The organism is Yersinia thracica, assembly GCF_902170565.1.
In the GTDB taxonomy this organism is placed as follows: domain Bacteria; phylum Pseudomonadota; class Gammaproteobacteria; order Enterobacterales; family Enterobacteriaceae; genus Yersinia; species Yersinia thracica.
In genome coordinates, this window is record NZ_CABHXX010000095.1 from 107,366 (window position 1) to 133,970 (window position 26,605).

Consider the following 26,605-nt stretch of genomic DNA (forward strand, 5'->3'; position numbering starts at 1 on the left):
GCTAGTAATACCCGTTACTCGCCCCACCTGCGAGTTTCACTTTTACAAGGCTTTTGTAATCCGTAATGACATTGGCTCTCGGCGCTAAGTTTCATAAGAAGTTATCACCGGTGAATCTCTTGGTTGTTCGAATTTATCGAGATTAATCAGCCACAATTTTGAGACCCATTCTGGGATGGCATACACACTGCCCCAATCGATTTATCGTTCGCTTGGCCTGATTGCAACTTCAATGACTTTGTCTCTGATTATTTATAACAAACCAGACTGCTTTGCTTCAGTTGTTTTACTTAATATTAGCTATGAATTGGTTGATTACCTGCCATTATTCAGTCGCATTACTCACATATAATCTTCGTATTAATGCCGTTGATGGAATTGGTAGTAGCGCCCCTTGTTTTGCAATAAGCTTTGATGGCCGCCTTGCTCAACTATTTTCCCGCCATCCATCACACAAATCCGATCCATATACTCCAATCCATACAAGCGATGAGTCACAATAATCAGACTTTTATGCTGACAGTGCTGGCGCAATAACGTCAGAATCTGTTGTTCAGTTTCCGCATCTAACCCTTCGGTAGGTTCATCAAGGAGTAGCAGTGGCGCTGGATGTAGCAACGCACGAGCAATTCCTAAACGGCGTTGTTCACCACCAGATAATGGACGACCACCATCCCCCATCCAGGCATTTAGCCCTTCACTGTTATCTAACAAATTAGCCAAACCAACTTGCTCCAAAACAACTTTTAGTTGAGCATCGGATGCAGCAGGGTGGGCCAACAGCAGGTTTTCACGCAATGTACTGCTAAAGATATGCACCCGTTGGCTGACGACTGTCATCATTTGGCGTAGTGCAGCTTCATCATAGCTGGCTAAAGGTTTCCCATTCAGCGAGATGATGCCTTCGTTAGCATCCCATGCTCGAGTTAATAACTGCAACAGTGTAGATTTACCACAACCAGTGCGGCCCAATAGCGCAATATGCTCCCCTGCGGCCAGTGACAGCGATATATTTTGTAAAACGGGCAAGGGCTGCTGTGGGTAAGTAAAACTCAACCCTGTCACTTCTAGCGCAGCTTGTTGGGCCACTGCCGGGCCGGTAACTGGGAATGTCACTTCGGGCTTTTGTTCCATTAACTGACCAACACGAGTTGCCGACGCGATAACTTGCCCCAAGTGTTGGAAAGCGCCAGCCACAGGTAACAGAGCTTCAAAAGCTGCTAATGATGTGAAAACAAACAAGGCCAGCAATGCCCCTGGCTGGTTGTTACCATTTATCCCCGCAGCAGCTAGCCATAAAATTAATGTCACTGTCAGACCTGAAGCGAGAATCATTAAAGTTTGGGCTAAACCAGCCAAGGATGCTTGCTGCCTCTGACGGATCATCCAGCGCTGTTCAATGTCTTCCAATGAAGCGCGAAAACGTTGTAATGCGCCGAAAACTAACAGTTCGGCTTGGCCTTGTAGCCAAGATGTCAGTTGTGATCGATAAAGACCGCGCAGATCTGTTAAATCACGGCCAATAGGCTTACCTGCACGATAGAAAATCAATGGTACTAACAATAATAACCCAAGTAGTATTGCACCGAGTGTCAGGGCCAAATTGGCATCAATGTAACTCAGGCCAAATGTGACGGTTGCGATGATGACAATAGCGGCAACCAGCGGTGAGATTACTCGCAGATAGAGATGATCGAGTGTGTCGACATCTGCAACCAAGCGGTTCAGCAATTCGCTTTGGCGAAAGCGAGCAATGCCAGCAGGGGAGAGGGGTAATATTTTCTGGAATGCAAAGATCCGCAGATGTGCCAGCACTCGGAATGTCGCGTCATGGCTGACAACTCGCTCGGCATAACGGCCAGCCGTGCGGATAATCGCAGCACCTCGAACACCTGCCGCAGGCAGCAGATAGTTAAAAGTATACAACCCAGCGGGGCCTGCAATCGCGGTCCCAGCCAGGAACCAGCCTGATAATGTAAGTAACCCGATACTGGCCAGTAATGTGATGATGGCCAACACAATACCCAAGCAAATCAGGAACCAATGACGGCGATACAATGCCAGAAAGGGGAGAAGTGCTCGCATGATTAAAGCTCCTCACTGCGATGGGACAGCAGGTTGGCAAATGAACCGGCAGATTGACTCAGGCTGGAGTAATCTCCTTGCTGAATTAATAGGCCATTATCCATCACCCAGATTTGATCATACCCCAGCGTATCTTCCAACTGATGGGTGACCAGCAATGTAGTCTGCTTACGGGAGGCTTCCTCCAGCGCTTTCATGACCAACTGTTCACTATGGGCATCCAAGCTGGCAGTAGGTTCGTCTAGTAGCAAAAGTCGGCATGGGTTGAGTAATGATCTGGCAACAGCAACGCGCTGGGCTTGCCCAACAGAAAGACGCGCCGAATGGTCACCGACTTCAGTATCTAATCCTTGTGGTAAGTCATTGAGGAATTCATTGATATATGCGCGCTCAATAGCCAGTTGCAGTTGGTTATTGTCAGCACTAGGTTGGCCCAGCAAAATATTGGCGACCAGAGTCTGTTCCGGTAAGTGCGGATTTTGGCCGACCCAACTTAACTGGTTTCGCCAAGCTTGCGGATCCAGTTCACGCAGTTCTATGTTGTTGACTTTTAATGAGCCGCGATAAGGTAAAAAGCCCAATAGCAAATTAAGCAAGGAGCTTTTACCCGCCCCACTTAAACCAACAATAGCAACTCGTTTGCCAGCAGAGAGAGAAAAGGTCAGTGGCCCAGCCAAGCGAGTACCCGTGGGGGATAGGATTTCTAGCGCGTCAGCTTCCAGTGTGATGGCATCAGTGCCATCTAAAACTTTATCGCCACGACCAATAGTTTCACTTTCGCTACTTAAAAATGTGACCAATGACTCAGCAGCACCAACAGCTTGCGCCTTGGCGTGGTAAAACGTACCTAAGTCTCGTAGCGGCTGGAAGAATTCAGGTGCCAAAATCAAAACCAGAAAACCAGAAAACAGGGTGACACCCAGGCCGTAGCTGCCAAAATTCAATTCACCTAAATAGGAAAAACCAAAATAGACAGCAACGACTGCGATGGATATTGCCGCGAAAAATTCCAGCACAGCGGAAGAGAGGAAAGCCATACGCAGTACTTCCATGGTGCGACGACGGAAATCTTCTGAGGATTCACGAATTTGGTCTGTTTCTGCTTTGGCGCGGTTAAATAAACGTAAAGTGTCCAGACCACGCAAACGGTCGAGGAAGTTACCACTCAGACGAGCGAGTGCGACAAAATTACGCCGGTTGGCGTCGGCAGCGCCCATTCCGACCAGCACCATAAACAAAGGGATCAGTGGTGCAGTGACAAATAAAATTAACCCTGCTGCCCAGTTGATCGGGAAGACAGCAATCAAAATAAGCACTGGAATAAAGACAGCCAAGTACATCTGCGGCAAATAGCGAGAATAGTAATCCTGCATATCTTCAATCTGTTCCAAAATAATCGTTGCCCAACTTCCGGCGGGTTTGCCTTTTACCCAAGCAGGGCCGAGTTGCTCTAATCGATCTAATACTATTTTGCGAATCTGTTGACGTACCTTCATGCCGCAAATAAACCCTACTCGCTCACGTAACCAACTGATCACGGCGCGTACGGCGAAGGTTCCAGCCAGCAAACCAAAATCAGTGATTAATTCCGCGCGCGGGACTTTGTCAATGATCAGCGCTTGCAGCAAGGTGGCCAATAACCAAGCCTGAGCAATAATCAGTAACCCACTGAAGAGGCCAAGTAGCATAGACAGGCGGAGCCAACGTTGCGCGGGGGCGCTTTGTTTTTTCAGCCAACGAATCAACTCATACTGTCGTGTTTTATTCATCGGGTAATTTTCTGCGCAAGGTACGGGAAAGCTTCAAAAAATATTTGCCACCTTTGAAGATGGCAAACCAGTGAGGGGCAATATTACCTCGTCAAGCCATGAGGGGAAACCATAATGCTTGTGATAGTCGCCGCATTAGTCGATATCTATAATTTGCTGTTTTTCATTGACATGCCGATATGCAAAATAAAGGGCCAACAGAAATTAAAAACGGGCGGCTCACGTATCTGTTAGCTGCCCGTCTGTATTCGGTGAAATTGTGATATCGATATGGATTATTTGTCGTTAACTAATCCATCCAGATAGCGTTCTGCATCCAGCGCAGCCATACAGCCGGTGCCAGCGGAGGTGATTGCCTGGCGATAGATATGGTCCATAACATCACCCGCAGCAAACACACCAGGAATTGAGGTTTGTGTTGCATTGCCCTGAATACCGGACTGCACTTTAATATAACCATTTTCCAATGCTAATTGATCACCAAAAATGGCGGTGTTAGGACTATGACCAATAGCAATGAATACACCGGCTACCGCTAACTCTTCAGTTTCGCTGTTTTTAGTGGACTTCAGTCGTACGCCGGTGACGCCCATATTGTCCCCCAGCACTTCGTCCAAGGTGCGATCAGTATGGAGCACAATATTGCCGTTCTTCACTTTTTCCATCAGACGGTCGATCAGGATTTTTTCTGAACGGAAGCTATCCCTGCGGTGAATAAGGTGAACTTCCTCGGCAATATTTGCCAGATACAGCGCTTCTTCAACGGCAGTATTGCCACCGCCGACTACGGCAACTTTTTGGTTACGATAGAAGAAACCATCACAAGTTGCACAGGCGGAAACTCCTTTGCCCTTAAATGCTTCTTCCGATTCCATTCCGAGATAACGTGCAGATGCGCCGGTTGCGATGATCAGTGCATCGCAAGTGTATTCAGCACCATCACCAAACAGGCGGAATGGGCGGTTCTGTAAGTCGACTTTATTGATGTGGTCGAACAGAATTTCGGTCTGGAATTTTTCTGCATGTGCATGCATCCGTTCCATCAGCGCCGGGCCGGTGAGACCTTCTGGATCACCCGGCCAGTTTTCGACATCGGTGGTGGTGGTCAATTGACCGCCTTTTTCCATTCCGGTAATCAATACAGGACTCAGGTTGGCACGTGCCGCATAAACTGCTGCGGTATAACCCGCAGGACCAGAACCCAAAATAATCAATTTGCTATGTTTAGCGGTGCTCATGAATACCTCTTTCCCACAATGGCGGACAATGTTAACGATTGTAGGGAAGTTCGAGCATTAAAAAAAGCAGACAAAAATGTTGTTAGCGATTTGTTTGATAGGTAATGCCTATTTAACGAGCTAAATGTATCAAGAACCAGCAGTTAGGGGCAAAACGAAGTCGAGCAGAGCACAAAAGAGATAAAAATTCCTTTCTACGTTACGAGTAAAACAGTCTTAAAAATCTTTGACCCTATAAAAAATGTGGCTTGCAGGGCGATGGTTAAAGAAATATCAACAATTTTGGCACATTTTTTCGCATCATTTTATAGCAAATTTAGGATGAAAAAATAGCGAAGATAAGCGTTCTTGATTTTTAATTCTGGCATGTTGTACTGATTTAACTTCTTTTACTTTGACAATCGGCTGTGCATTTGCGAAAACATCATAGGAAGAAGAAATTATCTGCGCGCCATAATTTCAGATTTGGTGTCAGTGATACCAAGCGAAAACCCTGGAATGTTTTCGATTAATGCTGGATGGCATGTGGAATATGTTCTCGGATAACTGCAGGGGGGAGTTTCTGTTGTTGTTCGTGATGCGCTATCTCTTCCTCAACGCTAATAATCATCGAGTACCTCGCATACAGTTGGACAGACAGGGTGTGAGATAACAACGTGTTGATATATTTGCATAAAACAGGCTGCGGGTCGTGTCTGTAGCAGGCTCAAAATTCATAGTCAATGAGAGCATGTCGCAGACTCAAGGAAATTAAGAGAGATTATAAGATGATAGATAATAAAAAACGCCCGGGGAAAGAGCTTGATCGTATAGATCGTAATATCCTGAATGAATTACAAAAGGATGGGCGTATCTCTAACGTTGAGCTTTCAAAACGAGTAGGGTTGTCACCAACACCATGTCTGGAACGGGTTCGCCGCTTAGAGCGTCAGGGCTTCATTCATGGCTATACCGCACTGCTTAATCCACAGTATTTGGATGCATCACTGCTGGTTATCGTTGAGATTACTCTGAATCGTGGCGCTCCGGATGTGTTTGAGCAATTTAATGCCGCTGTAAAAAATCTTGAGGAAATTCAAGAGTGTCACCTGGTTTCCGGCGATTTCGACTATTTGTTGAAAACCCGTGTACCTGACATGTCTGCTTACCGTACATTACTCGGTGAGACCTTGCTTCGCTTACCGGGAGTCAACGACACCCGTACTTATGTGGTTATGGAAGAAGTGAAGCAGAGTAACCGCCTTGTTATTAAAACGCGGTAAACAGGCAGGTGCAAAACCTGAGTAATTTGGTTACACTCCTGTTTATTCATACAGTTTCAACGCCGGGAGGGTTCTCGGCGTTGCTACTCATACCAGTTAACAGGAACCTGGAGAGCCTTTCTTGAGCCAGGAATATACAGAAGATAAAGAAGTTACTTTGAAAAAACTCAGCAGTGGGCGTCGTTTGCTTGAGGCTGTTTTGATTGTGGTAACGATTTTGGCAGCCTTCCTAATGGCCGCGCTGCTCAGTTTCAACCCTTCAGACCCGAGTTGGTCGCAAACTTCATGGCATGAGCCGATCCATAATCTTGGTGGAAGTGTGGGCGCCTGGATGGCCGATACATTGTTCTTCACTTTCGGCGTCTTGGCTTATGCAATTCCCGCCATTATGGTGATGTTGTGCTGGGCCGCATTTCGCCAGCGTGATGCCAGTGAACATGTCGATTACTTTGCACTCTCGCTACGGTTGATAGGCACATTAGCCCTGATTTTAACCTCATGTGGCTTGGCTGCATTAAATATTGACGATCTTTACTATTTCGCCTCTGGCGGGGTGATCGGCAGTCTATTCAGTAATGCCATGTTGCCATGGTTCAACGGCGTGGGGGCAACCCTGACATTGCTCTGTATCTGGGCTGTTGGCCTGACACTCTTTACGGGGTGGTCATGGTTGGTTATTGCTGAAAAAATTGGTGGAGTAGTCTTAGGCTCGTTGACATTTATGACTAATCGTTCACGTCGTGAAGAACATTATGACGATGAAGATGACGATTACCAAGTTGATGGGGCGATTACTGCAGAGCAAGACAAAGGTACGCCGAATAAATCTGTTGCGGGTGTAACAGCGGCTACAACGCTGGTGGCAAACTCCGCCCATACGGATGACGACGTATTGTTCTCGGCACCATCCGTAACAGACGCACCTGTCAGCTCGATATTGGATGGGGCAACACTGACGAGTGCAGCAGTGGCTGAAACCAAAGATGACGGTGACCCATTATTGAGTACATTACGTGCAACAAATAATGACGAGCAGTCGGTATTATCTCCAGTGGGTTCTCCGTCCGAACCCGTTATCAGCCACAGTACAGCGCCGATGGTTGATAATATGGCCGCAACGCCGCCGCTCTATTCTTTTGAAATTCCACAAGAAGCGACGTCTCCTGCGCCAACACGAGTTGCTCCACCGGTTGAAAGGCCGGAGCCTCAACTGGGTTCATGGGACAAACCAGCAACACCCGCTAGCCATTCTCCCTTTGACTTTTCAGCGGCGCAGCGCCATAGCGATCAGGTAGAAAGTACACCTTATATGAACCCTGGCATGGGCTCAGATATTGATGGTCTGACCCCGATGGATTCGCCAAGTCGCTCTGCGTCAGCGACAGGAATAGTAGCGGCAAGTGCAGCCGCCGCCACGTTTATGCCCGCATTTACCGCTACCAGTGATAGCAGTTCACAGATTAAACAGGGCATAGGGCCTGAGTTACCACGGCCTAATCCTGTTCGGATCCCGACACGGCGTGAGCTCGCTTCCTACGGTATCAAATTACCGTCTCAGCGTATGGCGGAGCAGGAACAGCGAGAGCAAGAAGCACAAACTCCTCAAGTTGCTGAAACGTTATTTACAGCGGAGGTTGCGTCTGAAGATGATGATGCATTACAGCAGGCAATCTTGCGTAAAGCTTTTGCTGACCAACAATCCGAGCGTTACGGGCAATCAGCCGATGCGGGGGGGAATACTTTCTCCACGGCAGAGCCAGAAGATGAACAGGCTTTGCAAGAGGCGGCATTACGACAAGCCTTTGCAGCGCAACAGCAACATCGTTATGGTTCTCCGGAAGATGAAAATCTTGACGCTAGCGACTATAAACATGCTTCTGTTGAGGAAACGCAACCCGTAGATACCCGTAGTGCCTTTACGTTTTCACCGGTTGCAGATCTGGTCGATGAAAGCCCACGTGAGCCTCTGTTCACGCTGTCTCCGTATGTTGATGAAGCCATGCAGCCAGCAACAGTGCAAGGTACTTCTGCACCAGAGCTCACTGAGCAGGTCTCGGCCTATCAGCCGTCAGGAGTCAATCAAACTCATCAAGCGTATTCTGGTCAATCAGCACCAGTGCAGCCGACGGCAGCAGTACCGCCAGTGTCACCGGTGCAGCCAACCCCGGTGATGGACAGTTTGATTCACCCCTTCTTGATGCGCAATGATCAGCCTTTGGTCAAACCAACAACGCCATTGCCGACATTGGATCTTCTTTCTTCTCCGCCAGCGGAAGAGGAACCGGTTGATATGTTCGCTCTGGAGCAAACGGCGCGTTTGGTTGAAGCGCGGTTAGGTGATTATCGGGTGAAAGCAGAGGTCGTGGGAATTTCTCCGGGGCCGGTCATTACTCGCTTTGAGCTTGATTTAGCACCAGGTGTTAAAGCTTCGCGCATTTCTAATCTTTCTCGCGATTTGGCTCGATCTCTTTCGGCTATTGCCGTGCGTGTGGTGGAAGTCATTCCAGGCAAACCTTATGTCGGGCTTGAACTGCCAAATAAACATCGTCAGACCGTTTATCTGCGCGAAGTCCTCGATTGCGCCAAATTCCGAGATAATCCGTCGCCATTAGCTATTGTGTTGGGTAAGGATATCGCTGGGCAGCCGGTGGTGGCCGATCTCGCCAAAATGCCTCATTTACTGGTGGCTGGTACCACAGGTTCCGGTAAATCGGTGGGCGTTAACGCCATGATCCTCAGCATCTTGTATAAAGCCACGCCAGATGATGTGCGCTTTATCATGATTGACCCGAAAATGCTGGAATTGTCAGTGTATGAGGGCATCCCTCATCTGTTAACCGAAGTGGTTACTGATATGAAAGATGCGGCGAATGCATTGCGGTGGTGTGTCGGCGAAATGGAACGGCGCTATAAGCTAATGTCTGCATTGGGTGTGCGTAACCTTGCGGGATATAATGAGCGAGTGGCTCAAGCTGAAGCTATGGGGCGGCCAATCCCCGATCCATTCTGGAAACCCTCTGATAGTATGGATATTTCACCGCCAATGTTGGTGAAATTGCCTTATATCGTGGTGATGGTGGATGAGTTTGCTGACCTGATGATGACAGTGGGCAAGAAAGTTGAAGAGCTAATTGCCCGTTTGGCGCAAAAAGCCCGAGCTGCTGGGATTCATCTCGTCCTGGCAACTCAGCGCCCGTCAGTGGATGTGATTACTGGCCTCATTAAAGCCAATATTCCGACCCGCATTGCATTTACGGTTTCCAGCAAGATAGATTCGCGAACTATCCTTGATCAGGGTGGTGCAGAATCGCTACTGGGCATGGGGGATATGCTGTATATGGCACCTAATTCCTCAATCCCGGTACGTGTTCACGGCGCTTTTGTCCGCGATCAGGAAGTGCACGCTGTGGTTAATGATTGGAAAGCTCGTGGTCGTCCTCAATATATTGAGAGCATTCTCAGTGGTAGTGAGGAAGGTGAAGGCGGTAGCCTTGGCTTGGATAGCGACGAAGAATTGGACCCACTGTTTGACCAGGCGGTGAATTTTGTTTTGGAGAAACGCCGTGCGTCTATCTCCGGTGTGCAGCGCCAATTCCGTATCGGTTATAACCGTGCGGCACGTATCATTGAGCAGATGGAAGCCCAGCAGATTGTCAGTACGCCAGGCCATAACGGGAATCGCGAAGTTTTGGCTCCGCCTCCACACGAGTAATATCTTGTTTTGAGGCAGTTAACATAGACAGGGCCGCTTTGCGGCCCTTATGCAAATAAGCGTAAACCCCAGATTAATATGCTAACGCTACGGAAATGCTTCAGCTAAAGTGGATAGGTTTATGGTATGCATTCAGTTTGCCGGTCATAGACTTAAACAGCACATAGACTTAAACAGCACATAGACTTAAACTATAACTCGCTCACTGAATCCGCCCTTGTGGCAGCCCGATTAGGGTGCAATGAATTTTATAAGGTATTTAGAATAATGAAAAAACTGCTTGTTGCTTGCTGTCTGTTATCGGGTTTAATTTCAGCTCACGCGCTGGCAGATGCCAGTTCCGACTTACAAGGTCGCCTGAGCAAGGTAAACAGTTTCCACGCTAACTTCTCGCAAAAAGTGACCAGCTCAGAGGGTACAGCAGTGCAAGAAGGTGAGGGTGAGTTATGGGTGAAACGGCCCAATCTGTTTAACTGGCATATGACCTCCCCTGACGAGAGTGTCTTGATTTCTGATGGTGAAACACTGTGGTTCTATAACCCGTTTGTTGAGCAGGCCACAGCTACCTGGCTGAAAAATGCCACAGGCAATACGCCATTTATGCTGATTACTCGCAATAATCCAGATGATTGGAAACAGTATAATGTGAAGCAGAAAGGCGATGATTTTGAGCTGACACCTAAGAGCGCCAGCGGCAATCTGAAGCAATTTGCTATCACGGTAACGCCAACCGGCACGATTAAAAGCTTTACTGCGGTTGAGCAAGACGGGCAGCGCAGTGCTTATACGCTGAAAGGTCAGCAAAATAGCTCTGCGGATGCCAGCAAATTTAAATTTACCCTACCAAAAGGCGTGACGCTGGACGATCAGCGGCAGTGAGGTCAGTGTGAGTAATATGTCCCTCGATTTTTCCCAGAATGAGTTTCAGCCATTGGCCGCGCGGATGCGGCCTTTGACGTTGGAACAATATATTGGTCAGCAGCATTTGCTGGCACCGGGTAAACCGTTACCGCGGGCAATCGTTGCTGGGCAATTACACTCGATGATCCTCTGGGGGCCGCCGGGGACCGGCAAAACCACTTTGGCAGAAATTATTGGCCGCTATGGTCAGGCTGATGTCGAACGCATTTCAGCGGTGACCTCGGGCATTAAAGAGATTCGCGAAGCGATTGAGCGCGCGCGGCAAAATCGTGATGCGGGTCGGCGGACAATTTTATTTGTCGATGAAGTGCATCGCTTCAATAAAAGTCAGCAAGATGCGTTTTTACCTCATATTGAAGATGGCACCATCACCTTCATTGGCGCGACGACAGAAAACCCGTCATTTGAACTGAATTCGGCGTTGCTCTCCAGAGCTCGGGTCTATTTGCTGAAAGCTCTCACCGCTGCCGATATTGAAAAAGTTATTGAGCAAGCCATGTCAGACAGCTGCCGAGGCTATGGCGGGCAGAATATAAAACTGCCAGATGAAACTCGCCGTATGATGTCTGAATTGGTGGGCGGCGATGCGCGCCGGGCCTTGAACAGCCTTGAAATGATGGCAGATATGGCAGAAATAGACGCCAATGGGATGCGGGTATTGACCCCAGACTTGCTGAAAGAAGTGTCTGGCGAACGTAGCGCGCGCTTTGATAATAAAGGCGATCGTTATTATGACCTTATCTCGGCAGTCCATAAGTCTATTCGTGGGTCCGCACCCGATGCCGCCTTGTATTGGTATGCGCGAATTATCACGGCGGGCGGTGATCCGCTCTATGTGGCCCGGCGTTTATTAGCTATTGCGTCGGAAGATGTCGGTAATGCCGATCCTCGCGCGATGCAAGTGGCCATATCAGCATGGGACTGTTTTACCCGTGTTGGTCCGGCGGAAGGTGAGCGAGCTATTGCTCAGGCGATTGTTTATTTGGCTTGTGCGCCAAAAAGCAATGCGGTTTACACGGCGTTTAAAGCTGCAATGCAAGATGCGCGTGATAAACCTGATTTTGACGTGCCGGAACATCTGCGCAATGCGCCAACCAAACTCATGAAAGAAATGGGGCTGGGGGCGGAATATCGATATGCCCATGATGAACAACATGCTTATGCTGCCGGTGAGAACTATTTCCCGCCAGAAATGGCCACAACCCGCTACTATTTACCGTCATCCCGAGGCCTGGAAGGCAAAATTAGTGAAAAGCTGGCATGGCTGGCTGAGCAGGATCAAAATAGCCCGATAAAACGCTACCGCTAGCCTTGCTGTTGCGGTAAGGTTAGCGCTATATAGAACTGCTAAGCGGCTGTTTATGCTGCTTACGTCGTTAAATTCTTTTCAATAACCCTTTATACCCCAAATTATGGCATTGCTAACAACACTGCAATTCCAGTTCAAGGGTATAACCATAACTACAAGCACAGGACTAGCATGCTCGATCCCAATATGCTGCGCAATGAGCTAGACGCAGTCGCCGAAAGACTGGCTCGCAGAGGTTTTAAACTTGATGTTGATACGTTGCGCCAACAAGAAGAGCGCCGCAAAGTTTTACAGGTTGAAACAGAAAGTCTGCAAGCAGAACGTAACTCCCGATCGAAACTGATTGGCGCGGCCAAGGCGCGTGGCGAAGATATTGAACCATTACGTTTGGAAGTCAATGTCTTGGGTGAAAAGTTGGATGCAGCGAAAGCCGAGTTGGACAAGTTGCAAGATAAAATCCGCGATCTGGCGTTGTCTATTCCTAACTTGCCGGATGATTCTGTTCCAGTGGGTAAAGATGAAAACGATAATCTTGAAGTCAGCCGTTGGGGTGAACCTCGCCAGTATGACTTTGAGGTAAGGGATCACGTTTCCCTCGGCGAAATGGCCGGTGGGCTTGATTTTGCAGCTGCGGTGAAACTGACTGGCGCGCGTTTTGTGGTGATGAAAGGGCAAATTGCCCGGATGCACCGCGCATTGGCACAGTTTATGCTCGATCTGCACACTGAAAAACACGGCTATCTGGAAACTTACGTTCCTTATCTGGTTAACCATGCGACCCTTTATGGTACTGGCCAATTGCCTAAGTTCGGTGGCGACCTTTTCCATACCAAACCATTGGAAGAAGAGTCTGACACCAGCACCTATGCATTGATTCCAACGGCAGAAGTGCCGGTAACCAATCTGGTGCGTGATGAGATTCTGGAAGAAGATTCCCTGCCATTGAAAATGACGGCACATACACCTTGCTTCCGTTCTGAAGCGGGTTCCTATGGTCGTGATACCCGCGGTTTGATCCGTATGCATCAGTTCGATAAAGTTGAGATGGTGCAAATAACACGCCCGGAAGATTCAATGGCGGCTCTGGAAGAGCTAACCGGTCATGCAGAGAAAGTGCTGCAATTACTGGAATTGCCATACCGTAAGGTGCTGTTGTGTACCGGCGATATGGGTTTTGGTTCCAGCAAAACTTACGATCTGGAAGTGTGGCTGCCCGCGCAGAATACTTACCGTGAAATTTCCTCATGTTCCAACATGTGGGATTTCCAGGCGCGCCGTATGCAAGCGCGTTGCCGTAACAAAACTGACAGAAAAACCCGTTTGGTTCATACCCTGAATGGTTCTGGTCTGGCGGTTGGGCGCACTTTGGTCGCCGTGCTGGAAAACTACCAGCAGGCTGATGGCCGTATTCAGGTGCCAGAAGTTTTACGCCCGTATATGGGCGGTTTAGAATTTATTGGCTAATCGCCGCGAGTCAATTTATCTCGCTTAGTTATCAGGCAGTTATAAAGCCCCCTCGGGGGCTTTTTCTTTTTGCGATTATCAGCGAATACCCGGGATTAAGGGCGCATAGATTTATCCAACAACATATCGTGCTATCCACCCTCGTGATGTAATTGACTTTTTTATCACCAGTGGCATGATGCGCTCACTTTCCTTGTCCCGACGGCTTCTGTCTTATTATGTCCGCATATTCTCGCCCGGTGCTGCTTTTGCTCTGTGGGCTTTTGCTGTTTACGATTTCTATCGCGGTTTTGAATACATTAGTTCCCTTGTGGTTATCCCATCAACAATTGCCGACCTGGCAAGTGGGGATGGTGAGCTCGTCATACTTTAGTGGGAATTTGGTCGGGACATTGATTGCCGGGCGCTTTATCCAGCAATTGGGTTTTAATCGCAGTTACCATTATTCCTGCATTTTGTTCGCGCTGGCGACTTGCGGATTGATGCTGTCGGTGGATTTTTGGAGCTGGCTGGGGTGGCGCTTTTTGGCCGGTGTGGCTTGTGCATTAATTTGGGTGATAGTAGAAAGCGCGCTACTGCGCAGTGGCACGGTAACTAACCGTGGCCAACTGCTGGCGGCTTACATGATGGTTTACTATCTGGGCACCGTCACCGGGCAATTACTCTTGGGCGTAGTCTCGACTCAACTGCTCAATGTTATCCCGTGGGTCAGTGCGTTGGTCATTACGGCCATGCTACCGCTGCTATTTGCGCATTTCTCACATGAAGGGAGCAGCGAGTTACCCCATATTGCCATTTGGCCGATGCTAAAGCGCCGTAGCGCGCGTTTGGGGATTAATGGCTGCATTATCTCCGGTGTGTTATTAGGTTCGCTCTATGGGTTGCTGCCGTTGTATTTATCCCATCAAGGAATGAGTGATGCCAGTGTCGGGTGGTGGATGGCGCTGCTGGTCAGTTCAGGGATTATTGGGCAGTGGCCAATTGGCAAAATGGCCGACCGCTATGGCCGCTTATTAGTGCTGCGCATTCAGGTGTTTGTTGTGATTCTCGGCAGCGTGGCGGTTTTGGGTAACTATGCGCTTGCTCCGGCATTGTTTATTTTGGGATGCGCCGGTTTTACCCTATACCCGGTCGCCATGGCGTGGGCCTGTGAAAAGGCCAGTGCTGATGAGTTGATTGCAATGAATCAGGCGCTCTTGATGAGTTATACCATTGGTAGCCTGACGGGTCCGACGATGACTTCATTGCTGATGCAGCGCTATTCAGACAATCTTTTGTTCATCATGATTGCGGGTGTGGCTTTGGTGTATTTAATGATGTTGCTACGCAAACCCGATCAGCAAAAAACACCTTATGCGGCAGTATAACCGCTAAAAAAATGCCGCCAGCGGGGTAAACCTTGCATGGCGGCATGATTAAAAATCAGCGTGCTATTGATGGCTATTAGTAGATCACTTTGTGACCATAACTTTCCAGAATACCCTTCACACGGTCCATAATTTCTTTGGTCGGGGGTTTTACCCCATCCAATTTGTACTCTTCACCCATGGCAATCCATTTGTGCTTACCCAATTCGTGGTAAGGCAACAATTCGATTTTCTCGATATTGGTCATGTTCTGAGTAAACTCACCCAGCATATGGGCTGATTTGTCGTCATCTGACCAACCCGGTACCACCACATAACGAACCCAGGTTTTCTGATTACGTTTTGCCAAATAGCGGGCAAATTCCAGCGTTCGGTGATTGGACACACCGACCAGATTTTGGTGCACGCTATCATCCATCTGTTTTAAATCCAGCATGACTAAATCTGTAGCGTCTAATAGTTCATCAATCACTGGATCATAGCGGCGCACAAAGCCGTTAGTGTCCAGGCAAGTATGAATACCTTCTTCATGACAGGCACGGAACCAATCACGGACAAATTCTGCTTGCAAGATAGCTTCGCCACCGGAGGCTGTCACACCACCACCAGAAGCATTCATAAAATGACGATAAGTTACGGCTTCTTTGACCAATTCTTCGACAGTAACTTCTTTACCGCCGTGGGTATCCCAGGTATCACGGTTATGGCAATACAGGCAGCGCATTAAGCAGCCCTGGAAAAACACGATAAATCGAATACCTGGGCCGTCAACGGTGCCACAGGATTCGAATGAGTGAATGCGGCCAAGTACGGGCGTCACCGCCTTCTCAGTAATGGGGCTTTCCTTTGTATTACAATTGGTTATATTGTTCATAAAGTTCCAGTTAGAGCTATTTGGTTCTGAATGGTGGACATCATATAGACATTCCTTTTAAAGGATTCAAAGCTATGGCATCTTGCAAAAGTCAGGAGCATAGTGCGCGGATGCCATCGTTTGTTGAATGGTGGAATGTCCTGGAATTCGTTGTAGTGTAATAATATTACCTCCATTCATTATAAAGTGTGTGGTGAAAGTGTGCCTTAATATATGTACAGTTTGACCATCTGGGATATCTGATTTCATTATCCTTAGTATTCTACGGGTTTTTGTGGGGTTTGACTCAAATAGTAAACCTGTACTCTGTATTTTTATCAGCTTGAACAATTCCGATGAAATAGACACTGAGATCTGTTTCCCACTTTTCTTTTCATAAAGATGAACATTGACTATTTTGTTGAAAACGTGTTTACCTTTCAAACCCGCAGTGTTCCCCCATCGACCACCCGTCATTAAACAAATCAGCGCTTTCTCTTCGGAACCCTGCGGCCTTACATCCATTTCATATCACCATCATTGAGTTTTTAATTGATAAAAAACTTATACAGAATTGTTCGGATACGATGGATTTTACCCATTATGAATCTCTTGAAAAAATAAATTACGATGTGATCGCATATCTTATTATTAATAACTCTCTCCGTTACCCCTAATATTTCCAGGATCTGTGTCATCAAAAATTTTATTTTTTTAAAAATGATGGAGGATTATGAAAATATATCCTAATAAGAATGTTTACTAAAAAAATAAGCCATGTCAGGCTAAGGGGTGAGGGGTTAAAGTCAAGTGTTATTTGCATTGTAATTATATTGATTCAAATGAATGAGGACATTTCAATGGATTTAAACCAAACGGCATTAAATATTAATAATTCCAATAAATCTCAATCTTCTCTGGCAATTATTATTCAAGGTTACTGCACTAGCGTGCTGGAACAATCTAACGTTGATTTTTCTTATGACCAATCGCTCAGTGAGTACCAACAGAAAATAAATAGCTCACTAGCTACTGCACAGAGCCATGCGAGTTATTATCTGGATACCCTACAAAAGCGGATAATAAGCAATATATCTAATATTGGGAATTATTATGCACTCCATCAAGAGGTTCCCAAAAGTGTTCCTGAAAACGCAACAGCACAAGATTGGCTACCAGTCATTCAGGCATTATTGACCATATCACAACAATATGAGTCAGCGTCTAGCCAGACTTCTTCCTTACTTAGTAGCCTCTCTGAAGAACTGAGCAGTGATACCGGAAATTTCAATCAGATTGTAACTGATTTAAACACGGCACTAAATGGAAATAATGGCGTACTCAATAGTAATCGAGAACAAATAGCCGCACTTGATACTAAAATAGCGGGAGAGGAGGCGGGGATAGTACTGAGTTTTGTCGGTTTAATTGGAGGGATAATATCCATTTTTATCGGTGCAATTGCAGACGTTGTCACCGGTGGTGCTGCGATCGGTATGGTAGTTGGTGGGGCTATAACAGTATGTACATCTCTTGCTGGTGAGGGGGCTTCCATTGCCGAACTTGTTGGAGATATGAAACTGAAAGCAACCTTGTTGGCAGAGGATGCTGACTTACAAGCTGAGGTTAAGCTTGCACATGGGATTTCATCAGGATACCAATCACTTGCTAGTAGGGTTGGCTTAGCAGTCACTGCAGCGGAAAATATGGCAAACTCGTGGTCTAGCCTCTCTTCTGATTTATCAAGTTTAGTCAGCGATTTAAATAATGGCATAATGAGCTCAGATGATGTGAGAGTTTTATTCTTGAATGCGGCGGATTCAGAGATAGTAACAGTTACACAGGATGTCGATACTATTAAAAAACAAATGGATGGCATCAATACGGTCACCGCAAGTTCTGGCCAGACAATTTTTGATATTCTTCCAAGTTACTCCTAAATACTGAGTAGAGCCTAAGTATTTTGGCTCTACTATTTAATAAAAGGATAATATTATCAATATATATCAATATAAAGAAACCATTAGCGATATGTCAGGCACTTTGTCTGATAATTATAGTGAACTACCCCAACCAGCCAAGGTGTATGTTAATCGGGCAATAGCAAGCGCTAATGATGCATTCAATGCATGTACAAGTATTATATCTTCTATTCTCGAACCCGCAGAACAGTGGGAAAGTATACTTAATGTGGCTTCACAAGATATTGAGAATAAAGACATACAAAGTTGTCGTTATCAATTATCTGGAATGCAAGTTGGTGTAACCAATTCCATTAGTGGCATTGAGTTACAGTTAGGAAATATAGAAGGTATATCCGAGGATTTGCAAGATATACTGCTCATTCCTGTCCAAAATTATCAACCTGAACAGGGAGAAATTCCTGAATCAACAATATCTCAATTTAGGGGAGATATAGAGTTATTATTTAATACAGTTACTGGTCTTCAAGATTTTTGCGAGGTTGTATTAGGCGATCTTAATGCATTAAATGATACTCTGAACATAGGTGTTAATCCCTACGATCATGATGCTTATAATTCACTTGAAGTTGCTAAAATGCAAGTAGATACATGCTATAAAGGGATAACTACCCTAAGGAATAATGTGTTTGAGGGTTAAGAATAAGTCATTATTTCCACTATTCTGATATTGAAAGTAAGCTCCAATTATCTTTATTGATTATTTTCAGGAGACATAATCAGTATGTCGGAAGATATCCAAAAGTGAAGGGTTCGTTTTGACGAGGTACTTACAGATAAATAAAGGCCCCACTAAGGTGGAGCCTTTTAGTTTAATCTATTTTAGTTAGAACTTATATTGACTGAGTGAATGTACGAGTAATCACATCCTGCTGTTGTTCTTTAGTCAGCGCATTGAAACGAACAGCGTAACCAGAGACACGGATAGTCAACTGCGGATATTTTTCCGGATTTTCCATCGCGTCTAACAGCATTTCACGGTTCATTACGTTCACGTTCAGGTGTTGACCACCTTCGATGGACGCTTCGTGATGGAAGTAACCATCCATCAGACCTGCCAGGTTAGCTTTACGAACTTCGTCATCTTTACCCAGTGCATTTGGCACGATAGAGAAGGTATAAGAAATACCATCTTTCGCGTAAGCAAACGGCAGTTTAGCAACAGAAGTCAGAGAGGCAACAGCACCTTTCTGGTCACGACCGTGCATTGGGTTAGCACCTGGACCGAATGGAGCGCCAGCGCGGCGACCATCTGGGGTGTTACCGGTTTTCTTACCATAAACCACGTTAGAGGTGATGGTCAGTACAGACTGAGTGGCTACTGCACCACGGTAAGTACGCAGCTTCTGAATTTTCTTCATGAAGCGCTCAACCAGGTCACAGGCGATGTCATCAACACGTGAGTCGTTGTTACCAAACTGTGGATATTCGCCTTCGATGTTGAAGTCGATAGCCAGGCCATCAGCATCACGAATGGTGCTTACTTTGGCATATTTGATAGCAGACAGGGAGTCAGCAGCAACAGACAGACCTGCGATACCACACGCCATAGTACGGTAAACATCACGGTCATGCAGTGCCATCAGCGCAGCTTCATAGCTGTACTTGTCATGCATGTAGTGAATGATGTTCAGCGAGGTAACGTATTGTTTAGCCAACCAATCCATAAAGTGATCCATGCGTTCCATGACTTTGTCATAGTCCAGCACTTCATCCATCATTGGCGCTTCTTTCGGGCCAACCTGGATCTTCATTTTTTCATCAACGCCGCCATTGATTGCGTACAACATGGTTTTCGCCAGGTTGGCACGAGCGCCGAAGAACTGCATTTGTTTACCGACAATCATTGGGCTAACACAACAAGCGATAGCATAGTCATCGTTGTTGAAGTCAGGGCGCATCAGATCATCGTTTTCATACTGTACAGATGAAGTATCGATAGACACTTTAGCTGCATATTTTTTGAAGTTCAGTGGCAGCTTTTCAGACCACAGAATGGTCATGTTCGGCTCTGGAGACGGCCCCATGGTGTACAGGGTGTTCAAGAAGCGGAAGCTGGTTTTAGTCACCAGAGTACGGCCATCAACGCCCATACCTGCTAGTGATTCAGTTGCCCAGATTGGGTCACCAGAGAACAATTCATCATACTCAGGGGTACGCAGGAAGCGAACCATACGCAGTTTCATCACCAAATGGTCAATCAATTCCTGCGCTTCGATTTCGGTCAGTTTACCTTCTTTCATGTCACGTTCGATGTAAACGTCAAGGAAAGTAGACACGCGGCCGAAGGACATGGCAGCACCGTTCTGAGATTTAACCGCAGCCAGATAGCCGAAGTAAGTCCACTGTACTGCTTCTTTAGCGTTAGTCGCTGGACCTGAGATATCGCAACCATATTTGGCTGCCATTTCTTTGATTTGACCCAGAGCACGATGCTGTTCAGCAATTTCTTCGCGCAGCTGGATAGTCATTTCCAGGTCTTTGCCGTTTTCCAGGTCATCCTGCAGCGAGTTGAACTGAGCCAGTTTGTCTTTCATCAGGTAGTCGATACCGTAAACGGCTACGCGACGATAGTCACCGATGATACGGCCACGACCATAAGCATCTGGCAAACCAGTCAGTACACCAGATTTACGGCAGTTCAGAATGTCTTTGGTATAAACGTCAAACACACCTTGGTTGTGTGTTTTACGGTAATCGGTGAAAACTTTTTTCAGTTGTGGGTCAAGCTCACGACCATAAACTTTGCAAGAGCCTTCGACCATTTTGATGCCGCCGAATGGGATCAGCGCACGTTTCAATGGTTTTTCAGTCTGCAAACCAACGATGGTTTCCAGATCTTTATCAATATAACCCGCATCATGGGAAGTGATGGTCGCGACTACGTCGGTATCGAAATCAACTGGCGCATGAGTGCGGTTTTCCAGTTTGATGCCTTCCATAACTTTCGCCCACAGCTTGTCGGTCGCTTCGGTAGAGCCGGCAAGGAAGGATTCATCGCCTTCATAAGGCGTGTAGTTTTTCTGGATGAAGTCACGAACGTTGACTTCTTTCTGCCAATCACCTTGGGTAAAACCTTGCCATGCTTTGGCCAATTTTTCATTAAGTTCGGTCATAATGCATCTACCTTTTAATGTGAATTTCTTCGAAAACCGTGTGCGGCCACACTTAGTGTTGCTGGTCACCGCGCAGATAAATTATCCAGTAAGTCAACCCTACCAATAATCCGCCACCAATGATGTTGCCGATAGTGACCGGGATCAGGTTATCAATAATAAAGTTACTTACGGTTAAGTGAGCAAATTGCTCCGGTGCAGCTCCTATGGATTGCCAAAACTCAGGCGATGCGAAGTTTTTAATCACAATACCCATAGGGATCATAAACATATTCGCGATGCTATGCTCAAAACCGCTGGCAACAAACATCCCCACCGGTAAAATCATCGCAAACATTTTGTCCATTATGGTACGGCCGGAGTAACTCATCCAAACCGCCAGGCAGACCATTAAGTTAGCCAGAATACCTAAACAGACTGCTTCAACAAAAGTATGGTGCAATTTGTGGTCGGCTGTTTGTAAAACATTCAGACCCCATTGACCATTTGCCACCGTATATTGCCCCGCAAACCAAATAAGGCACACGAAAAATAGCGCGCCGCACAGGTTTCCAATATAGACATTAACCCAGTTGCATCCCAGTTGGCGCCAGGTAATACGGCCACTGGCTTTGGCTACAGTTGTGAGCACAGTAGAAGTGAAAAGATCACCACCACATACCACGACTAACATTAGCCCCAGGGAGAAACAAATACCACCCACCAACTTGGCAAAGCCGAAAGGCACGCCTGCGGTACCGGTAGTCGCTGTAATATAAAAAACAAACGCAATTGAAATAAACACACCAGCAGTAATCGCTAAATAAAAAGTTTTTAGCGGATGCTTGGTGGCTTTATAGACACCGGCATCTTCGGCTACTTTAGCCATTGCCGCAGGTAATAATGCATCGAAGGGGTTGTCAGCTTTCACACTAACTCTCTCTTAAGGGTTAATAAAGCACAACGAGATACTAGCAAAGCAGTATAGCGTGAAAATTGATATGGATCATATTGCGAGAGTTTAGTTCGCTTTAAAACACTACGAAATGTGTGCTTAATAAGGTTAACTTTTTGATTTTTAAAATAAAAAAATATTTTAAGATTTACAAATATTTTTGATTACACTGTTTTAAAGCCGTTGAGAACGTTAAATAAAAACAGCATTTGTAGCTATTTTTATTCATCGGCGTAATTAAAAATTAACTATTTATTCACCTGTTTGTCTGTTTTATCTAATTGGCAAATAATGTTTGTTTAAAGGTGCTGTTTTTACCCCAAGCGGCGTCAGAAAATAACGTTTTTTTATGACAAAAACAATTGTTGGCTGATGTCATTGGTATTTATTTAGGTTAGGAATAATTGCAGAAATTAATAACCGAAAAATTTGCGCTAAAAAAGTGGCGAAATGCCGCTTGAGATTAATGACAAAGTTGCTGAGAGTTCAGTGAGTGAAGGGTTTACCGCACCTAGGGGCGCTCCGGCGACTTTCGTCGCTACGACCCATTCGGCACATTTCCCCTTCAGTTGACTTTATCAGCTCCGGCAGAAAAATAACTAAAATCTGTGTGGCAGCGGGGCTTACTCGCTTTTTGCCCAATAACGGCGTTTGGCCGCCTGCAATTTGGCATAAGCACCCAACAATGCTTGATGTGCTGGCAGAGCTTTGAGATCTTCATCGACACTGAACAGGCCATTAAAGCGCTCTTCACCGGCGATAGCCGCTGATGCAGCCTCTACAGCTTCTTGACCATACATCTTCACAAAAGCGCCATAATACTGAGCCGCATCACGGTCTGGTTCTTGGGTCAGCAACAGCAGAGTTTGCAGGCAACGGTAATAATTCGCCTGTTTAGCGGTGAAGACAGAAGAGTTGAAATCTTGTGTCCACTCGACCCAAATTAGGGCTTGCTCTAAATCACCGCCCGCCAAGGCCAGCATAGATTTCAACTCACCCACCCGCAGTGTGTACCAACCGTTATCTTTACCGGAAGCAATACCCAGCAGCTCACGGACTCGGGCGAAATCATCTAAACCTTCATCATCCAAGGTCTGAATGAGTTCCAGATATTGTGTTGGCTGCCAATCAGTGTCCGGCAGGGCCAGTAAAGTGCTGCGCAGATGCACGCCCATGGTGTTGTTCGCCATCAGCAAATCTTCGGCAGGGTAGATATCTGACCAGCCTGGCACCAGAATCCGGCAAGCATAGACACTTAAATGTTCATAATCAGCGATATACACTTCAGCATCTTCTTGCTTGAAGATAGCCATCAAGGTGGCGAATTCTTCTTCAGTGGTGCCTTTGAAGCTCCAATCCACGAAAGGATAATCAGCTTGTTGTTTAAACATATCCCAGCTGATTAAGCCGCTTGAATCGATAAAGTGTGTTTCCAGATTGGTGTGCTCAGCCACTTCTTCATCATCAAAGGTTGGCGCGGTAAACACATCCAAGTCTTTGAGGCTACGGCCTTGCAGTAACTCAGTCACGGTACGTTCAAGGGCGACACCGAAATCTGGGTGCGCGCCAAATGAAGCAAAACAAGTCCCGTTGGATGGGTTAAACAGCACCACACAAATGACCGGATAAGCACCGCCTAAAGAAGCATCGTAAGACAGGATCGGGAAACCTTCCTCTTCCAGCTTGGCGATAGCTTCTACTACGCCCGGATAGCGGTTTAACACTTCGTCCGGGATTTCTGGCAAGCTGATAGATTCGGCGATAATGCGATTTTTTACTGAACGTTCAAACACTTCAGACAATGCTTGCACGCGGGCTTCATTGGCGGTATTCCCCGCAGACATACCGTTTGAAACATACAGATTGCCGATAATATTCATCGGAATATAGACGGTTTCTAAATCTGACTGGCGGGTGAATGGCAGAGAGCAAATACCGCGCGTAGCATTACCTGACTGCAAATCCACCAAATCACTGCTAACCAGCTCGTTTTCTGGATCGTAAAACGCCAGTAGGCGCTCATCCAGAATACCTTCCGGCAACAAATCATCTTCAGGAATGGGGAACCATTTCTCATTCGGATAATGAACAAAATCACCTTCCGCAATGGCTTTGCCCAGATAGAAGTCCGCAAAGAAATAGTTAGTGGATAAACGTTCGAAATATTCACCCAAGGCCGAAGCCAATGCGGCTTTCTTGCTAGCGCCTTTGCCGTTGGTAAAGCACAGCGGACAGTCACGATCGCGGATATGTACCGACCAAACGTGAGGAACCGGATTCAGCCAAGAGGCTTCTTCAATATTAAAACCGAGGTCGCTCAGTTTTTGCTGAAAGCGGGAGATGGAGTCTTCCAGCGCGGCGTCTTTGCCGGGAATAAAAGTTTGGGTCATTGGCTTCACTTTTTGGCGGTACTAAAAACGCGCAATCATACGGGGTTTTAGTTAATAGCTCCATGTATTCCTAAAGCGCAGTAAATGTCACAGTTTTGATATGGATATTCCGGATAATTCGCTAGCTCATAAATGATGGAGTCATAATATGAAGTCTATAAAGCTAACTGTCTTAGCCGGAATCTTAGCAGGGATCAGTGGTTCGGCCTTTGCTCTCCCCAATATCACCTTGTTGGCGACCGGGGGAACTATCGCCGGTGGCGGCGATTCAGCCACTAAATCAAACTATACTGCCGGTAAACTGGGCGTGGATGCCTTGGTCGACGCCGTGCCGGAAATGAAAAAACTCGCCAATATTCAAGGTGAGCAAGTGGTGAATATTGGCTCTCAGGATATGAATGATGAAGTTTGGTTGAAATTGGCAAAAAAAATTAATGCTGATTGTGCCAAAACCGACGGATTCGTCATTACCCATGGGACGGATACATTGGAGGAAACGGCTTATTTTCTCGACTTAACCGTCAATTGTGATAAGCCGGTAGTGATGGTGGGGGCAATGCGCCCGGCGACTGCTCTGGGCGCTGATGGCCCACTGAATCTCTACAATGCCGTGGTGGTGGCCAGTGATATCAACTCGGCTAAACGCGGGGTGCTGGTGGCCATGAATGATCAGGTCTTGACGGGCCGTGATGTGATGAAAACCAATACCACCTCGGTGCAAACCTTCCAGTCACCTAATACTGGCCCACTGGGTTATATCTATGATGGCAAAGTGAATTATCTGCATCAGCCCGTACCAAGGCAGACAGCTTTTGATATCAGTAAGCTGAATGAGTTACCGAAAGTGGGCATTATTTATAACTACGCTAATGCGTCCGATTTGCCAGCTAAGGCATTGATTGCTGATGGATATAAAGGAATTGTCAGTGCCGGTGTGGGCAACGGCAACCTTTATCACACTGTGTTCGATACCCTGGCAACCGCAGCACATAATGGTGTTGCCGTGGTGCGCTCATCCCGTGTACCCACCGGCTCGACCACTGAAGATGCTGAAGTGGATGATACTAAATATGGCTTTGTTGCCTCTGGCTCACTTAATCCACAAAAGGCACGGGTATTGCTGCAATTAGCATTAACCCAAACGCAAAAACCACAAGAAATTCAAAAATTGTTCCACACCTATTGATCTAGTCAAACTCTGACGGGGGCTGCGGCCTCCGTATCTCTTTACTACCTGTAATCTGAAATAAAAATGCTAATACCTTCAGTCAGCTACCTTTAACAGGTGCGCGGCAACATTTTGCCCTTTTTTAGACGGCAGGATAACAATAAATGAAAACCTTTGATTTCAACCGGATGGCGCTGGATAAATTCCCTATCGAATTTTTAGCAGAAGTGGGAGTTCGGTGTTTATTGACCTTTGTATTGGTCTTTTTATTTCTTAAGCTGAGTGGTCGCCGTGGTGTACGGCAGATGTCGCTATTTGAGGTGGTTATCATTCTGACTCTCGGCTCAGCCGCCGGTGATGTCACTTTTTATGAAGATGTGCCGATATTGCCAGTGGTTATGGTATTCATCAGCATTATGCTTTTGTACCGACTGGCCACTTTCCTCATGTCACGCAGTGAAAAAATCCAACAATGGATGGAAGGGAAGCCACTCATTATTATCAGTGACGGGGTATTTGTTTGGAAAACCATGCAGCAGGAAAATATTACGCACGATGAATTTTTTATGGAGTTGCGCCAACAAGGTGTAGAGCATCTCGGTCAGGTACGGCTAGCTATTCTGGAGGTCAATGGGGCTATCAGTGTCTTTTTCTTCAGTGCCGAAAAGGTTAAACCCGGCCTGCCTGTATTGCCAAAATGCTGCATTAACCCATTAATTAAGATAGAAAAACCGGGTGGATACGCCTGTAACCAATGTGGCCTGATTATGACATTTTCTGATAATTCACAGGCTACTTGCCAATGTTGTGGCCACCACCACTGGGTTGAGGCTTTGCATCATCCGCGGGCAAAATGAGTTATCTATCATGCAACAAGGTTATGCTTGGGCCAGTTTTGGTGAATAATTTCAAATAAATGACAAGATGACGCACAACCTGCTGTTTCAGAGCGAGCGAGTTTCGCCTTCGTGAGTGAATAACCATTGCAGCAGGCGGACTCGAATGATAAAACCGAGTCAGGATAATGATGGCAAT

18 protein-coding genes are annotated in these 26,605 nt (G+C 46.5%); 10 read left to right on the forward strand and 8 right to left on the reverse strand.

Annotation, left to right across the window (positions count from 1 at the left end):
- Positions 1-360: 360 nt before the first annotated feature.
- From cydC to trxB, 3 genes are all read right to left on the reverse strand, one after another.
- Entirely contained in the window at positions 361-2,085 is a 1,725-nt protein-coding gene (cydC, locus tag FTA91_RS13475; RefSeq protein WP_145583491.1) for a heme ABC transporter ATP-binding protein/permease CydC, read from the reverse strand.
- A gap of 2 nt (positions 2,086-2,087) precedes the next feature.
- Positions 2,088-3,854, reverse strand: coding sequence for a heme ABC transporter permease/ATP-binding protein CydD (gene cydD, locus FTA91_RS13480; RefSeq protein WP_050113108.1), 1,767 nt, complete (start codon positions 3,852-3,854; stop codon positions 2,088-2,090).
- Between the two features lie 275 nt (positions 3,855-4,129).
- The gene (gene trxB, locus FTA91_RS13485) at positions 4,130-5,092 is read right to left on the reverse strand and encodes a thioredoxin-disulfide reductase (protein WP_038632072.1); all 963 of its coding nucleotides are present in this window, start codon (positions 5,090-5,092) and stop codon (positions 4,130-4,132) included.
- Positions 5,093-5,859: 767 nt separating this feature from the next.
- On the opposite strand from trxB, the gene lrp reads away from it, so the two are divergent.
- The 6 genes from lrp to FTA91_RS13515 all read left to right on the forward strand — a co-directional run bounded on the left by lrp (position 5,860) and on the right by FTA91_RS13515 (position 15,127).
- On the forward strand, positions 5,860-6,354 hold the full coding sequence (gene lrp, locus FTA91_RS13490; protein ID WP_002211340.1) for a leucine-responsive transcriptional regulator Lrp: 495 nt from the start codon (positions 5,860-5,862) through the stop codon (positions 6,352-6,354).
- 121 nt (positions 6,355-6,475) lie between these two features.
- The gene (locus FTA91_RS13495; protein ID WP_145536170.1) at positions 6,476-10,066 is read left to right on the forward strand and encodes a DNA translocase FtsK 4TM domain-containing protein; all 3,591 of its coding nucleotides are present in this window, start codon (positions 6,476-6,478) and stop codon (positions 10,064-10,066) included.
- Positions 10,067-10,333: 267 nt separating this feature from the next.
- Complete coding sequence (lolA, locus tag FTA91_RS13500; protein WP_145583493.1) at positions 10,334-10,945, forward strand: outer membrane lipoprotein chaperone LolA; 612 nt, start codon at positions 10,334-10,336, stop codon at positions 10,943-10,945.
- 7 nt (positions 10,946-10,952) lie between these two features.
- Entirely contained in the window at positions 10,953-12,296 is a 1,344-nt protein-coding gene (locus FTA91_RS13505; RefSeq protein WP_050113114.1) for a replication-associated recombination protein A, read from the forward strand.
- 171 nt (positions 12,297-12,467) lie between these two features.
- Positions 12,468-13,760, forward strand: a complete 1,293-nt coding sequence (serS, locus tag FTA91_RS13510; RefSeq protein ID WP_145536171.1) for a serine--tRNA ligase — start codon at positions 12,468-12,470, stop codon at positions 13,758-13,760.
- Between the two features lie 218 nt (positions 13,761-13,978).
- Positions 13,979-15,127: an MFS transporter gene (locus FTA91_RS13515; RefSeq protein ID WP_145583495.1), complete on the forward strand. Its 1,149-nt coding sequence runs from the start codon at positions 13,979-13,981 to the stop codon at positions 15,125-15,127.
- A 76-nt stretch (positions 15,128-15,203) separates the two neighbouring features.
- On the opposite strand, the gene pflA is transcribed toward FTA91_RS13515, so the two are convergent.
- Together pflA and FTA91_RS20575 are read right to left on the reverse strand one after the other, a co-directional pair.
- Positions 15,204-16,001 carry a pyruvate formate lyase 1-activating protein gene (pflA, locus tag FTA91_RS13520; protein ID WP_145536172.1) on the reverse strand — a complete coding sequence of 266 codons (798 nt, stop codon included), beginning with the start codon at positions 15,999-16,001 and terminating at the stop codon, positions 15,204-15,206.
- A gap of 72 nt (positions 16,002-16,073) precedes the next feature.
- Positions 16,074-16,505, reverse strand: coding sequence for a tyrosine-type recombinase/integrase (locus FTA91_RS20575; protein WP_145536173.1), 432 nt, complete (start codon positions 16,503-16,505; stop codon positions 16,074-16,076).
- 335 nt (positions 16,506-16,840) lie between these two features.
- Here FTA91_RS20575 and FTA91_RS13530 point away from each other — a divergent pair, with 335 nt between their 5' ends.
- Positions 16,841-17,920, forward strand: coding sequence for an HBL/NHE enterotoxin family protein (locus tag FTA91_RS13530; protein WP_072082496.1), 1,080 nt, complete (start codon positions 16,841-16,843; stop codon positions 17,918-17,920).
- Between the two features lie 91 nt (positions 17,921-18,011).
- A complete protein-coding gene (locus FTA91_RS13535; protein WP_145536174.1) occupies positions 18,012-18,602 on the forward strand; it encodes a hypothetical protein in 591 nt (196 codons plus the stop codon).
- A 193-nt stretch (positions 18,603-18,795) separates the two neighbouring features.
- Here the strand turns inward: FTA91_RS13535 and pflB are convergent, their stop codons facing one another.
- The 3 genes from pflB to ycaO form a co-directional block, all read right to left on the reverse strand.
- Positions 18,796-21,078: a formate C-acetyltransferase gene (gene pflB, locus FTA91_RS13540; RefSeq protein WP_038632089.1), complete on the reverse strand. Its 2,283-nt coding sequence runs from the start codon at positions 21,076-21,078 to the stop codon at positions 18,796-18,798.
- 52 nt (positions 21,079-21,130) lie between these two features.
- Complete coding sequence (gene focA / locus FTA91_RS13545; RefSeq protein WP_050113127.1) at positions 21,131-21,988, reverse strand: formate transporter FocA; 858 nt, start codon at positions 21,986-21,988, stop codon at positions 21,131-21,133.
- A gap of 647 nt (positions 21,989-22,635) precedes the next feature.
- Positions 22,636-24,402 carry a 30S ribosomal protein S12 methylthiotransferase accessory factor YcaO gene (ycaO, locus tag FTA91_RS13550; protein WP_050116371.1) on the reverse strand — a complete coding sequence of 589 codons (1,767 nt, stop codon included), beginning with the start codon at positions 24,400-24,402 and terminating at the stop codon, positions 22,636-22,638.
- Between the two features lie 148 nt (positions 24,403-24,550).
- On the opposite strand from ycaO, the gene ansB reads away from it, so the two are divergent.
- Both ansB and FTA91_RS13560 read left to right on the forward strand, forming a co-directional pair.
- Entirely contained in the window at positions 24,551-25,588 is a 1,038-nt protein-coding gene (gene ansB / locus FTA91_RS13555; protein ID WP_050116370.1) for an L-asparaginase 2, read from the forward strand.
- Between the two features lie 146 nt (positions 25,589-25,734).
- Complete coding sequence (locus FTA91_RS13560) at positions 25,735-26,427, forward strand: DUF421 domain-containing protein (RefSeq protein WP_050116369.1); 693 nt, start codon at positions 25,735-25,737, stop codon at positions 26,425-26,427.
- Positions 26,428-26,605 lie beyond the last annotated feature (178 nt).

Coding starts and splice junctions, on each gene's coding strand:
- cydC (WP_145583491.1), bottom strand. CDS start 2,085: ATGCGAGCACTTCTCCCCTTTCTGGCATTGTATCGCCGTCATTGGTTC.
- cydD (WP_050113108.1), bottom strand. CDS start 3,854: ATGAATAAAACACGACAGTATGAGTTGATTCGTTGGCTGAAAAAACAA.
- trxB (WP_038632072.1), bottom strand. CDS start 5,092: ATGAGCACCGCTAAACATAGCAAATTGATTATTTTGGGTTCTGGTCCT.
- lrp (WP_002211340.1), top strand. CDS start 5,860: ATGATAGATAATAAAAAACGCCCGGGGAAAGAGCTTGATCGTATAGAT.
- lolA (WP_145583493.1), top strand. CDS start 10,334: ATGAAAAAACTGCTTGTTGCTTGCTGTCTGTTATCGGGTTTAATTTCA.
- serS (WP_145536171.1), top strand. CDS start 12,468: ATGCTCGATCCCAATATGCTGCGCAATGAGCTAGACGCAGTCGCCGAA.
- FTA91_RS13515 (WP_145583495.1), top strand. CDS start 13,979: ATGTCCGCATATTCTCGCCCGGTGCTGCTTTTGCTCTGTGGGCTTTTG.
- pflA (WP_145536172.1), bottom strand. CDS start 16,001: ATGAACAATATAACCAATTGTAATACAAAGGAAAGCCCCATTACTGAG.
- FTA91_RS20575 (WP_145536173.1), bottom strand. CDS start 16,505: ATGGATGTAAGGCCGCAGGGTTCCGAAGAGAAAGCGCTGATTTGTTTA.
- FTA91_RS13530 (WP_072082496.1), top strand. CDS start 16,841: ATGGATTTAAACCAAACGGCATTAAATATTAATAATTCCAATAAATCT.
- FTA91_RS13535 (WP_145536174.1), top strand. CDS start 18,012: ATGTCAGGCACTTTGTCTGATAATTATAGTGAACTACCCCAACCAGCC.
- pflB (WP_038632089.1), bottom strand. CDS start 21,078: ATGACCGAACTTAATGAAAAATTGGCCAAAGCATGGCAAGGTTTTACC.
- ycaO (WP_050116371.1), bottom strand. CDS start 24,402: ATGACCCAAACTTTTATTCCCGGCAAAGACGCCGCGCTGGAAGACTCC.
- ansB (WP_050116370.1), top strand. CDS start 24,551: ATGAAGTCTATAAAGCTAACTGTCTTAGCCGGAATCTTAGCAGGGATC.
- FTA91_RS13560 (WP_050116369.1), top strand. CDS start 25,735: ATGAAAACCTTTGATTTCAACCGGATGGCGCTGGATAAATTCCCTATC.